This is a genomic window from Pseudomonas sp. FeN3W, assembly GCA_030263805.2.
GTDB lineage: Bacteria > Pseudomonadota > Gammaproteobacteria > Pseudomonadales > Pseudomonadaceae > Stutzerimonas > Stutzerimonas stutzeri_G.
Genome location: CP136010.1, coordinates 3,593,781 through 3,606,601 on the forward strand (window position 1 = coordinate 3,593,781; position 12,821 = coordinate 3,606,601).

Consider the following 12,821-nt stretch of genomic DNA (forward strand, 5'->3'; position numbering starts at 1 on the left):
CGGAAAAACCACAAACGTCCCCGCAGTAGGCTGTTCGTTGCTAACCAATCCATAAGGAGCCCGCATGACCTCCTCGCATTGCCATCATCAGCCTGACCAAACGAAAGGCTCTGCAGGACTCACAGACCCCGTCTGCGGGATGAAGGTGAAAGAGGACAGCGAGCATCAAGAGCACTATCAGGGAAGCACTTACCGCTTCTGCAGCCAGGGTTGCCAGACCAAGTTTCGTTCTGATCCTGCTAGATATCTCACTGCACAGCAGGATCATAGGGCGTCGTCTCAGGCTTCTACGTCGGCGGCACAGAAGGCACCCGACGGTGATGTAACGACCGAGTACACCTGTCCAATGCACCCTGAGATTCGCCAAATGGGGCCAGGTGATTGCCCTATCTGCGGGATGTCATTAGAACCGCTGATCCCTGAACTAGATGAGGAGGAGAATCCTGAACTCAAGGACTTTTCGAAGCGTTTCTGGTGGTCACTGCCCCTGACCGTAGCAGTGACCCTGTTGGCCATGGCGGGACATGCACTTCCGCTGTTTCACGGCGCTAGCCAGAACTGGGTTGAACTAGCCCTTACGACCCCGGTTGTCTTGTGGGCAGGCTGGCCATTTTTCGTGCGCGGTTTCGCATCTGTTAAGCATCGCAGCCCAAACATGTGGACGTTGATCGGGCTTGGCACAGGGGCTGCGTATATTTACAGCATCGTAGCAACCGTCTTACCGAGCATATTTCCAGAATCATTCACAGTGGGCGGCCGGATAGGCGTTTATTACGAAGCCGCCGCGGTCATCATTTCCCTGACGCTTTTAGGGCAGTTGCTCGAATTGAAGGCCCGCTCCCAGACGTCCTCGGCAATCAAGTCCTTGCTTGGCCTATCGCCCAAAACAGCTCGCCGTATCGCCAAGGATGGTTCCGAGGAGGACATTCCGCTTACACATGTTCACGAGGGTGACCATCTGCGCGTTCGTCCTGGTGAAAAGGTACCGGTGGATGGAGAAGTATTGGAGGGCGAGAGCGCCGTCGACGAATCCATGCTAACGGGCGAGCCCGTCCCGGTGACGAAGCGGACAGGCGATGCGCTCATCGGCGCGACGATGAACACGAGTGGCTCGCTTGTCATGCGAGCCACTAAAGTTGGCTCCGGGACCATGCTTTCACAAATCGTCCAGATGGTTGCGAATGCACAACGCTCAAAAGCACCCATGCAGCGGATGGCGGACACGGTTGCTGGTTATTTCGTGCTGACGGTCATCGGGATTGCGCTGTTGACCTTCTTTGCATGGGGCCTGTTCGGACCCGAGCAGGGCTGGGTATTCGGCCTGATCAATGCAGTTGCGGTTCTGATTATCGCTTGCCCTTGCGCACTTGGCCTGGCGACGCCTATGTCGATCATGGTTGCCACAGGCAAAGCGGCTGGAAGCGGAGTGCTTTTCAGAGACGCAGGCGCCATCGAGAATGTCCGTAAGGTAGACACGCTGATTGTCGATAAAACTGGAACGTTGACCGAGGGCCGACCTGTTTTCGATCGGGCCATAGGCGTCACGCCGTTCGATGCTCAGGAAGTCATCCGTTTGTCTGCCAGCTTGGATCAAGGTAGCGAGCATCCCCTAGCCCACGCCATCGTGGACCATGCGAGAAGCGAGGGTATTCAGTTGGTAAAGCCTGAAACCTTCGAGTCAGGGTCAGGGATCGGGGTCCGTGGTCTGGTGGAAGGCAAGCAGCTACAGCTAGGCAACACCGCTCTTATGGAAGACGCGGGTGTTAGCGTCGAGCCGTTGAAAGATCAGGCAGAAAAAATGCGAGAGAGCGGTACCAGCATTGTTTACCTGGCTGTTGATGGGGCACTTGCCGGCTTGCTGGCCGTATCGGACCCGATCAAACCGACGTCCAAGGAAGCTGTAGCGCGGCTCCAAGCGGAGGGCGTGCAAGTCATCATGGCCACCGGCGACGGGCTTACCACTGCCCGCGCGGTGGCTCGTGAGCTATCGATCGATGAAGTGCATGGTGAAGTGAAGCCGCAGGACAAGGAGGCGCTGGTGGTTAAGCTACAAGCCCTCGGTAAAGTAGTGGCCATGGCAGGCGACGGAATAAATGACGCTCCGGCTCTCGCTAGGGCTGACGTAGGCATCGCGATGGGTACGGGTACCGACGTCGCGATGAATAGCGCCCAAGTCACGCTCGTTAAAGGTGACCTGATGGGAATACTTCGCGCCCGTACGCTTTCGGTGGCGACAGTTCGCAATATGCGTCAGAACCTTCTGTTTGCATTTATGTACAACGGGTTGAGCATCCCGATTGCTGCAGGTCTGCTCTATCCGTTCTTTGGACTGTTGCTGTCTCCGATGATTGCTGCCCTGGCCATGAGCCTCAGCTCAGCATCGGTTGTGTTCAACGCCCTCCGGCTCCGTAAAGCGCGTGTAGTTTGAAGCCTGTCGGCTTAGGCTTAGGCTTCGGTTGCGAAGCGACCGATTGCCTCATTGATTGCTCATGAATTGCCCCGTAAGCTGAAAATATGAAGTCCTACATGCGCTCCTTCCTTATCCTGCTGCTAGTGCTCGCGCTTCCGATCAACGGGATGGCGCAATTGCTAATGCCGGTTGGGTCGTCAGCGCATCACGTTATGCTTGATATGGAAGGCATGGACGCCATGGCAGCCAACCACGCATTGATGGCTGGCGTCAGCGGCGCTGAGCCCGAGTGCTGTGAAGGGCATGAGCAAGGGAAGACGACCGTCTGCAAGACGGGACAAGAATGCAAAACCGTCAGCCTTCTTCAGATCGTTGCTGCAAAGGCGCAGCTGGTCCCTGCGGGTAAACCGGCGAATACGCCCTATAACGACCAGGTACTTTCCCGCCATCTGGACGCCGTCTGGCATCCTCCCCGCGTCTGATTCCGATCAAATTCTAGGAACCGCCCGGATGTGAGCATTCGGGCCGGCTACCGCGCGCCTTCGGCTCGCATGGAAGATCAGGAATCCTGTCTAAATGAAACCCCGTATCCGCTGGGCGCCTCCCTACGTGGCCGCCTTGATCATCGGCGCGCTCTCATTCCCCGAGCTCGCGTCAGCTCTAACCTTAGAACAAGCCCTGAGCTTGGCTGAGCAAGACGCGCCTTCGCTGGATGCGCAAGCCGCCAATCTCAAAGCCGCACGCAGCGCTGCAATCCCTGCCGGCGAGCTCCCTGACCCTAAACTTAGGCTTGGGCTGCAAAACGTTCCCATTGAAGGTGACTCGCGCTGGCAATTGGACCAAGAGGCCATGACCATGCAAATGGTTGGGGTCATGCAAGATGTGCCAAACCGAGCGAAAAGGCGCGCCCGTGTCGAGGCTGCGCAGGCTAGTGTTGCGCTCGCAGGCGTTCAGCAAACCATTGAACGTCTCAGCGTGCGCCAGGCGACCGCCGAGGCATGGATCGCCAGCTTCGCGGTCGAGCAGAAGCTGAGCCTTTTCAAACAGCTCTACAGCGAGAATCAGCTACTTTCGCGGGCTGTTCAGGCGCGCATTGCTGGCGGCGGTGGGCAAACCGCAGACAGCGTACTTCCGAAGCAAGAGGCAGCATTGCTTGCTGAACAAGAGGATGAGCTGCTGCGCAACCAAGTTGTTGCGCGTGCCGACCTCCGCCGCTGGATAGGCGAGCCAGCAGACCAGCCGCTTACAGGCGACTGGCCGCGATGGCTTACCGACCTTGATCACTATCAGCACAGCCTGAACCGCCATCCGGCTTTGCTCGCCTTCGACCCGATGACTCGTGAAGCTGAGGCAAAAGTTCGCCAGGCCATCGCTGAGAAAACACCGGACTGGAGTTGGGGAGTCGATTATCTACGTCGTGGCCGGGAGTACGGCGACATGGTCAACCTCAGCGTCAGTTTCGACCTGCCGCTGTTTACCAGCTCTCGGCAGGATCCAAAGATCGCGGCTGAGCGAGCGCGCCTCACACAGATCGAGGCGCAGCGCCAAGCGGCGTTGCGTATGCATAACCAGGAGCTGGCCGCCGACCTGGCTGAATATCAGCGCCTTGACCGCGCGTTCGCACGCGTTGAAGAAACTCTACTGCCACTCGCCGAGGAAAAGGTCCGCCTTGCCATGGCGGACTACCGCGCCGGGAACGGCGAGCTGACCGCCGTGATCGACGCGCGCCGCCAGCTTGTCGAGACCCGCCTGCGTCGTATTGACGTAGCCCGCGACCGATCGCTGAGCAACGCCCGCTTGCATTTCGCCTTTGGAGATACCCGACCATGACATTTCAACTCAAACGGCTGGCCGTCGTCCTAAGCCTCCCGCTGATTATCAGTACGGCGAGCCTTGTCGCTCTGTCTACTTCTGTCTTTGCCCAAGCGGCAGATGAAGGCAAGGAGGTGCTTTATTGGTACGACCCGATGTATCCGCAACAGAAGTTCGATGAGCCAGGAAAGTCCCCATTCATGGACATGGATCTAGTCCCGCGCTATGCCGATGAGGGAGGCGACGGGGCGTCGATGAGCATCGATCCGAGCGTGACGCAGAACCTTGGCATGCGCCTGGCGACCGCAACACGTGAGTCAATTAGCCAATCGCTCGAAGCCACAGGTGCATTGATGTTTGACGAGCGAGACGTGGCTGTCGTGCAGGCGCGCGCCGGGGGCTTCGTCGAGCGCGTCTACGACCGAGCGCCGGAAGACGTCATTGAGAAAGGGGCGCCGCTTGCAGATCTGCTTATCCCTGAGTGGGCTGCTGCACAGGAAGAGTACCTAGCACTGAGAAAGATCGGCGAACCCCAGCTGCTCGCAGCAGCCCGTCAGCGGTTGCGCCTTGCCGGCATGCCGGCAGAGGTCATTGCGCAGCTGGAACGGACCGGTAAAGCGCGCCCCGTCTGGACCGTGACGAGCCCGATCGGTGGCGTATTAGAAAGTCTTGATGTCCGCGAGGGCATGACCGTACCCGCCGGCGCATCTCTTGCGCGTGTCAATGGGCTGGACACGGTTTGGCTAGAAGTTGCAGTACCAGAGGCGCAGATCGCACATTTAGCGCCTGGGCAATCAGTAACTGCGCGCCTGCCCGCTTTTTCGGGCGAAACGCTGGAAGGAACGATCCAGACTGTACTATCGCAGGCCAACCTGGATAGCCGCACTGTGCGTGTCCGGGTTGAGCTACCTAACCCACAACAGCGGCTTCGTCCTGGCATGACGGCCGAGGTGACGTTGAGTCGCAATGTTGAAGATGCCTTGGTCATCCCAACCGAGGCGGTCATTCGCACCGGCCGGCGAGCATTGGTGATGCTCGCTGAGGATGAAGGCCGTTACCGTCCCGTTGAGGTCCGCACCGGTCGAGAATTCGATGACAAAACAGAGGTACTTGAAGGGCTGGAAGCCGGTCAGAAGGTGGTGGCGTCCGGTCAGTTCCTCCTGGATTCCGAGGCTAGCCTACGCGGACTGACCGCTCAGGGTTTGGAGCAGCCTACATCTTCCACCGGACCTGCTTTGCACGAGGCTGAAGGCACGGTCGTCAGCCTGGAAGATGGCATGGTTGGCCTGTCACATGGGCCGTTCAAGACGCTGAACATGCCTGGGATGACCATGTCCTTCCCGGTTGCCGATCAGTCCCTCTTATCAGGCTTGCAAACGGGCGACCGCGTCCGTGTTGGCGTGCGTGAAAGCGACGAAGGCCTGATCATCGAGCGCATCGAGAAGCTCGGGGGCCAGCAATGATCGCAGCCATAATCCGATGGTCAGTGGCCAACCGCTTTCTGATCTTGCTCGCCACTTTGTTTGCGGTCGCCTGGGGTATCTGGTCGGTCAAGAACACCGCTGTCGATGCGTTGCCAGACCTTTCCGACGTTCAGGTCATAATTCGCACGCCATACCCAGGGCAGGCGCCGCAGATTGTCGAGAATCAGGTCACCTACCCGCTGACGACGACCATGCTGTCTGTCCCCGGCGCGAAGACAGTCCGCGGCTACTCCTTCTTCGGGGATAGCTACGTGTACGTCCTGTTCGAGGACGGCACAGACCTCTATTGGGCCCGTTCGCGGGTGCTTGAGTACCTGAGTCAGGTGCAGAGTCGGCTTCCCGCTGCCGCCAAACCTGCCTTGGGGCCCGACGCCACGGGTGTTGGTTGGATCTACCAGTATGCTTTGGTGGACCGAACGGGCAAACATGACCTCTCGCAGCTGCGCTCCCTGCAGGACTGGTTTCTGCGCTATGAGCTCAAAACATTGCCCAACGTGGCGGAAGTCGCGCCCATAGGCGGGATGGTCAAGCAGTACCAGGTCGTACTCGATCCCGTACGCATGGCCAGCAGGGGCGTGACGCAGCAGCAGATTGCAAAGGCGATCGATGAGGCCAACCGTGAAACTGGCGGGAGTGTTCTGGAACTCGCAGAAACCGAGTTCATGGTTCGTGCGACAGGGTATCTGGAGACTCTCAAGGACTTTCGAGCCATTCCTTTGCGTCTCGACGGCGGCGTGCCTGTGACGCTAGGGGACGTTGCGCATATCCAGCTCGGCCCGGAAATGCGCAGGGGTATTGCCGAGCTTGATGGCGAAGGTGAGGTAGTCGGTGGAGTCGTTATCCTGCGTAGCGGCAAGAACGCTCGCGAAACCATCGCTGCCGTTCAAACCAAGCTTGATGAGCTCAAAGCGAGCCTTCCCGAAGGCGTCGAAATCGTCACGACTTACGACCGTAGCAAGCTGATCGACAGTGCCGTTGAAAACCTCACCCACAAGCTCATCGAGGAATTCATTGTCGTTGCGCTGGTTTGCGCAATATTCCTGTGGCACCTGCGCTCATCTCTGGTCGCCATCGTTTCGTTGCCGATCGGCATCCTGATTGCTTTTATCATCATGCAGCGGCAAGGCATCAACGCAAACATCATGTCGTTGGGCGGCATCGCGATCGCGATCGGAGCGATGGTCGACGCGGCAATCGTCATGATCGAAAACGCCCACAAGCACATCGAGGGCTGGCACAAGCGGCATCCTGGCTCAACTTTGAAGGGCCAAGAGCACTGGAAGGTAATCACTGACGCGGCCGTTGAAGTCGGGCCGGCACTGTTCTTCAGCCTGCTGATCATCACGCTGTCGTTCATACCAGTGTTCACCCTGGAGGCGCAGGAAGGCCGACTGTTCGGTCCACTGGCGTTCACCAAAACCTATGCAATGGCGGCCGCCGCGGGCCTGTCCGTCACGCTGGTTCCAGTACTCATGGGGTATTGGATACGGGGCAAAATCCCGGATGAACACCGCAATCCGCTCAACCGTGGCCTCATCTGGATCTACAAGCCGGCCCTGGATGCGGTGCTGCGCTGGCCCAAGATGACCCTGCTGGTGGCGGTTCTGGTTTTTCTGACTGGCTTGTGGCCCGCCTCTCGCCTCGGTGGGGAGTTCTTGCCACCGCTGGATGAAGGCGACCTCCTTTATATGCCCACTGCACTTCCAGGCCTCTCCGCTCAGAAGGCTTCCGAGCTATTGCAACAGACAGACCGGCTGATCAAAACGGTTCCAGAGGTCGCACATGTGTTCGGCAAGGCTGGTCGAGCCGACACCGCTACCGATCCCGCCCCGCTGGAAATGTTCGAGACGACCATCCAGTTCAAGCCGAAAGATCAGTGGCGCCCTGGGATGACGCCTGAAAAGCTGGTTGATGAGTTGGATCGCACCGTACAGGTACCTGGATTGGCCAATCTGTGGATCCCTCCGATTCGCAACCGCATCGATATGCTGGCGACGGGGATCAAGAGCCCGATAGGGGTGAAGGTATATGGCACTGACCTCGCGCAGATCGACAAAGCGACCCTGGCGGTCGAGCAGATCGCCAAAACGGTGCCTGGGGTCAGTTCGGCGCTCGCCGAGCGACTGACCGGCGGCCGGTACATCGATGTGGATATCGATCGTGTCGCCGCCGCACGCTATGGCTTGAATATCGCGGACGTGCAATCGATTGTGGCCGGTGCCATCGGTGGTCAAACCATTGGTGAAACCGTGGAAGGGCTCGCCAGGTATCCGATCAACCTCCGCTATGGTCGCGAATGGCGCGACTCGATAACCGATCTGCGCAACCTGCCTATCTACACGCCGCAAGGCAGTCAGATCACCTTGGGGACGGTGGCCAAGGTACAGGTGACCGATGGGCCGCCCATGCTCAAAAGCGAAAACGCAAGGCTATCGGGTTGGGTTTACGTTGATGTTCGTGGCCGCGACATGGCGGCGGTCGTGGGCGATCTGAGGAAAAAAATCAGCGAAGGGGTCCAACTCGAGTCCGGCATGAGCATCAGCTATTCCGGCCAATTCGAATTCATGGAGCGAGCTAATGCGAAGCTGAAGCTCGTCGTGCCGGCTACCTTGCTGATCATTTTTGTCTTGCTTTACCTCACGTTTGCCGGCTTTGGCGAGGCGCTGCTCATCATGGCTACGCTGCCATTCGCCCTGACCGGTGGCGTCTGGTTCCTGTATCTGCTGGGGTACAACCTCTCCGTCGCGACAGGTATCGGCTTCATTGCGCTCGCAGGGGTTTCTGCAGAGTTCGGTGTGATCATGTTGCTGTACCTAAAGAATGCCTGGATCGAGCGCCTTGATGCCGGAGCTCAAAGTGAGGGCGCCCTCCTCGACGCGATTCGCGAAGGCGCTGTGCAACGGGTGCGCCCTAAGGCCATGACTGTCGCAGTAATCATCGCCGGTCTGCTTCCCATCCTTTGGGGTAGCGGGACCGGCAGCGAAATCATGAGCCGCATCGCCGCGCCAATGGTAGGCGGCATGATCACCGCGCCTTTGCTCTCCTTGTTCGTTCTGCCGGCAGCTTACCTGCTGATGCGCCGCCGGCAATTGCGTGTAACACCCCAGCAAGCAACCAACTCCCCTGGAGAACATCTATGAACATCAAGCACATCACCCTTGCCTCACTCTTCCTAGTACCAGTCGCCTATGCCGCCGACAAGGAGCCAATGGACGGCATGCCGATGGATCACAAAGGCATGAACATGCCAATGGACCAGAAGTCGGCGGGACAGACCGCTACAGCCACAGGTACGGTCAAGAAAGTAAACACCGAGAGCGGAACCGTCACCATTGCCCACGGCCCGGTCGAAGCGTTGGGCTGGCCGTCGATGACGATGGGCTTCAAAGCAAAGCCTGATCAGCTCCAAACGCTGAAAGAAGGGGACCAGGTCGAATTCGAGTTCTCCTCGAAAGGTATGGATTCCACCATTACGCGCATCGAAAAGCAGTAAAGAGCAGAAAGCGACCGCCGCAGGCGCGGCGGTCGTACCAACACGAGAATGAAGCGATTACCGCTTTGTAACCTTGGCAACAGCTTCTTGTAAGTAGCAAGCCTTTAATCTACAGGCATCAACTAACCAAGAGGTGCAAACCATGAACCGCATAACCAAAGTAATCGTTCCTTTTATTCTGACCGTTGCTTCCTCGCTTGCAATGGCCGAAGGCGGAAGCGAACGTACGCTGAATCGCTTAAATGACTCGGCAGGAGCAAAGCCCACCCTTAAGGAGCTTGTCAAAGAGGGTCAAGTGCTGAGCATCGCACCTGCAGGGGCGACCGGCACGACTCGAATGATTCAAAACTATAGAACTAGTGCCCAAGTCCAGACGTATGAGATGAAGGTCAAGACCCCCGACGGGAAGATCCATACGGTAGAGTTCCTGAGCACCCCAGTTGGCGTGAACAATGGCTAATCTGCCAAGCTTAATATCCGAGGGATAGTTAGATGAGCAGCATAATATCCAAGATTAAAAGCGTACTGCAGCGCAATCCGGTCGTAACGGGGTTAACCGCAGCTGTGGTTGGCTACATGCTACTGAACCAAAGCACTGCGGCGTTGGCAACAACGCTGCCAAGCCTGCTCTTTCTCTTGCCCTGCTTGTTGATGATGGTCGTATGCATGAAGCATATGTCTAGCGGTAAGTGCGACAAGCCCAAGGAGCCCAACGTTGGCGAAAACACCTTGTTAAGCAAAAGCGAATAACCCACTGAACTTGGAGATTTAACATGCGAAAGGCCATCACCGTTACAGCAATCGCAATCACCTTGGCGAGCGGACTGAGTTTCGCAGCGGCAGATAAAGCGGACCAAAGCCATTCAGAAACCGGCATGATGAGCGGCGACAAGCATATGGAAATGATGGGTGACATGCGTGGAATGATGAAAGAGTGTCGTGAGATGATGGGGGCCGCCAAAGCCGACCACTCGCAAAATGGCGAAAATCCAGACGCAGCATAGGATATGAGGGTGTGAGTAACAATGATCGAAGCAGGTGGGGGGTGCCCCACCTGCTTTTTTGTGCTTGATGGCCTAACCAGGACCGTACTGATGGGAAAAGTGTCACTGACGAGCAGAATGGCGATAGCTTTCATGCTCGTGGTTACGGTTGTGCTGCTGGCGGCCGCAATCAGCTTTAATTATTTTTGTCAGCTCCATTTCGAACGCAAAGATGCACAAGTGCTTAATGAAAAGGCCGCTGCAGTAGAGCGTACGCTACTCAACAGCTCAGCATTCGGGCCTGAGACCGCTTCAAGGATCGATGCCGTTATTGAGCACTCCTTTGGCTTCGCGACTGCGGTTGTAGTAGACGGTAAGACGGTTTACTCCCATCACAATCTGTCTGAGAGCTTGCTACCTCTTGTCACAGACATCCAAGAGGAACGCTGGACGGTAAGTTTCGGTGGCCACCAGTACAGCGGAATTACCAGAAAAGTAAATCGGTGGGTAGAAGGGCAGGACACTGTTATCTATTTGGCTTTGGATGTAACGCACCGAATCCACTTCTTCGATATGATTCAGCAGTGGTTTGCTTATACGCTTGTCGTTAGTGCACTTCTGAGTGGCGCGTTAGGTGTTGTTCTGATCAGGAAAGGCTTAAAACCAATAGACGAACTGTCCAAGACTTGGCGGTTGCAGGAGCTGAGTGCAACACGGTTATTGAATTGAAACCGGAGCATCATGCCGCATTGCCATGGCATTTTGCATGACCTCTCCCATCACCTCGATGGGGCATTTGAAGTCGAAGCGCTTGCGCGGTCGCATGTTCAGTTGCAGCGCAATGGCGTCCAGCTCCTCCTGGCTATGTACCGACAGGTCTGTGCCCTTGGGCAAGTACTGGCGAATCAGGCCGTTGATGTTTTCGTTGCTGCCGCGCTGCCAGGGGCTGTGCGGGTCGCAGAAGTAGATCGCCACGCCGGTTCTTTGGGTGATCTCGGCGTGTCGCGCCATCTCCCGGCCCTGGTCGTAAGTCATGCTCTTGCGCATCTCCAGCGGCATGCTATTGAGCGCGGCGCTGAAGCCTTCCAGCGCCGAAGTCGCCGTCGCGTCGTTCATCTTCACCAACATCAGGTAGCCACTGGTGCGTTCCACCAGCGTACCGACGGACGAGGCGTTGGCCTTACCCTTGATGAGGTCGCCTTCCCAATGCCCCGGCATCAGCCTGTCTTCAATCTCCGGCGGGCGCACATGAATACTGACCATCTCGGGGATCTGGCCGCGCCGATCCACGCCACCAGAGCGCGGCCGGCGCGTCGTCTTGCCTTGGCGCAGACAGATGATCAGCTCCTTACGCAGCTCACCCACTGGCAGGGCATAGATCGCGTTGTAGATCGTCTCGCGACAGACGTAGGCATCTCGCAGGTTGGGTATGTTCATGCTGCGCAGCTTGCCGGCAATCTGCTCGGGAGACAAACGCTCACGCAGCATATGGGTCACCAGTTCGAAGCGCTCGCTACCCGGCAACAGTTTTCGCATCGGTCGACAAACCTGGCGGCGGGCCTGCATTTGCTGCTGGGCCAGGCGGGCCGAGTAGCCACCGCAAGCACCTCGGTTACGGCGCAGCTCACGGCTGATGGTCGAAGGGGATCGGTTGATCAAGCAGGCAATCCTGCGCAGGCTGAAGCCTTGGGTACGACCGATTTGAATGGTGGCGCGCTCTTCAACGCTGAGTTCGGTATAAGACATAGGGGCAGCACCGTACCGGAAAGGTCAGGTGTTGCACTCAGTTTTTGCCGCCGCCCTTCTTCTACGGTAACCGCCCACTGCTTAGATACCAGAATTCCAACCGAGTCGGTGCCAGGCGAGCTGCATGAACTCGTAGACAACTTCAACGAAATGCTTTCGCGCTTGGACGACTCTTTTCTCAGATTGTCAGGTTTCTCAGCGGATATCGCGCATGAGCTAAGAACGCCGCTGAACAGCATGCTTACCCAAATGGAGGTCGCGCTCTTGCGCGACCGCGAGAATACCGACTACAAAGACATTTTGTATTCCGCCCTCGAAGAACTTAGGCGCATGTCAAAGATGGTCGATGACATGCTATTCCTCGCCAAGGCGGACAACGGGAAGATTACGCCCAATGCCGAAGATGCCAGCATGGCTGAGATTACCGCGAGCGTTATCGAATATTACGAGCTTGCAGCCGAGGACAAAAAGGTAGAAATCGCGCTTTCAGGCGATGGATCGGTACATGGCGATAAATCGATGCTGAGACGGGCCGTCTCAAACATAGTCTCTAACGCAGTTCGATATGCAGAGGAAGGCAGCACCATCAGCGTTGAAATAAGCGAGAGCGGTGGCTCGGTTTGCACAGCCATATCCAACCGAGGCACAACGATTCCAGCCGAGCTTCAGGCCCGAGTGTTTGATCGATTCTATAGGGTCGACACCGCAAGGCGCGAAGGAACCACCATGAATGCGGGCCTCGGCATGGCTATCACTCGTTCGATAGTCGAAGCGCACAAAGGGCGCATCGCTTGCGAATCAGCTGAGGGGCATACGACTTTCACAATGACGCTTCCAAAGCTTATGTCTAGTTAATGGCAGAGTGCCAGCAACGACCCTGACCTACGCTCATA

12 protein-coding genes are annotated in these 12,821 nt (G+C 57.2%); 11 read left to right on the forward strand and 1 reads right to left on the reverse strand.

Features of this window, described 5'->3' with window-relative positions; translation table 11 throughout:
- Positions 1-64 precede the first annotated feature (64 nt).
- The 10 genes from P5704_016915 (at position 65) to P5704_016960 (ending at position 10,911) form a co-directional block, all read left to right on the forward strand.
- On the forward strand, positions 65-2,428 hold the full coding sequence (locus P5704_016915; protein ID WOF77713.1) for a heavy metal translocating P-type ATPase: 2,364 nt from the start codon (positions 65-67) through the stop codon (positions 2,426-2,428).
- 86 nt (positions 2,429-2,514) lie between these two features.
- On the forward strand, positions 2,515-2,892 hold the full coding sequence (locus P5704_016920) for a hypothetical protein (protein ID WOF77714.1): 378 nt from the start codon (positions 2,515-2,517) through the stop codon (positions 2,890-2,892).
- A 94-nt stretch (positions 2,893-2,986) separates the two neighbouring features.
- Positions 2,987-4,240 carry a TolC family protein gene (locus P5704_016925; GenBank protein WOF77715.1) on the forward strand — a complete coding sequence of 418 codons (1,254 nt, stop codon included), beginning with the start codon at positions 2,987-2,989 and terminating at the stop codon, positions 4,238-4,240.
- Complete coding sequence (locus P5704_016930; protein ID WOF77716.1) at positions 4,237-5,685, forward strand: efflux RND transporter periplasmic adaptor subunit; 1,449 nt, start codon at positions 4,237-4,239, stop codon at positions 5,683-5,685. Before P5704_016925 ends, P5704_016930 begins: the two co-directional genes overlap by 4 nt.
- Entirely contained in the window at positions 5,682-8,846 is a 3,165-nt protein-coding gene (locus P5704_016935; GenBank protein WOF77717.1) for an efflux RND transporter permease subunit, read from the forward strand. Before P5704_016930 ends, P5704_016935 begins: the two co-directional genes overlap by 4 nt.
- Positions 8,843-9,199: a copper-binding protein gene (locus P5704_016940; GenBank protein ID WOF77718.1), complete on the forward strand. Its 357-nt coding sequence runs from the start codon at positions 8,843-8,845 to the stop codon at positions 9,197-9,199. The genes P5704_016935 and P5704_016940 overlap by 4 nt, the downstream gene beginning before the upstream one ends.
- 142 nt (positions 9,200-9,341) lie before the next feature.
- Positions 9,342-9,659 (forward strand): co-regulatory protein PtrA N-terminal domain-containing protein, encoded by a 318-nt coding sequence (locus P5704_016945; protein ID WOF77719.1) that lies wholly within the window; start codon positions 9,342-9,344, stop codon positions 9,657-9,659.
- 32 nt (positions 9,660-9,691) lie between these two features.
- Positions 9,692-9,949, forward strand: coding sequence for a DUF2933 domain-containing protein (locus tag P5704_016950; GenBank protein ID WOF77720.1), 258 nt, complete (start codon positions 9,692-9,694; stop codon positions 9,947-9,949).
- Between the two features lie 23 nt (positions 9,950-9,972).
- On the forward strand, positions 9,973-10,203 hold the full coding sequence (locus P5704_016955; protein ID WOF77721.1) for a hypothetical protein: 231 nt from the start codon (positions 9,973-9,975) through the stop codon (positions 10,201-10,203).
- A gap of 90 nt (positions 10,204-10,293) precedes the next feature.
- Entirely contained in the window at positions 10,294-10,911 is a 618-nt protein-coding gene (locus P5704_016960; GenBank protein ID WOF77722.1) for a hypothetical protein, read from the forward strand.
- On the opposite strand, the gene P5704_016965 is transcribed toward P5704_016960, so the two are convergent.
- Positions 10,900-11,928 carry an IS30-like element ISPsp7 family transposase gene (locus tag P5704_016965; protein ID WOF77723.1) on the reverse strand — a complete coding sequence of 343 codons (1,029 nt, stop codon included), beginning with the start codon at positions 11,926-11,928 and terminating at the stop codon, positions 10,900-10,902. The two genes, P5704_016960 and P5704_016965, sit on opposite strands and share 12 nt — an antisense overlap.
- A gap of 108 nt (positions 11,929-12,036) precedes the next feature.
- On the opposite strand from P5704_016965, the gene P5704_016970 reads away from it, so the two are divergent.
- Positions 12,037-12,783, forward strand: coding sequence for a heavy metal sensor histidine kinase (locus P5704_016970; protein WOF77724.1), 747 nt, complete (start codon positions 12,037-12,039; stop codon positions 12,781-12,783).
- The last annotated feature ends 38 nt before the right edge of the window (positions 12,784-12,821 follow it).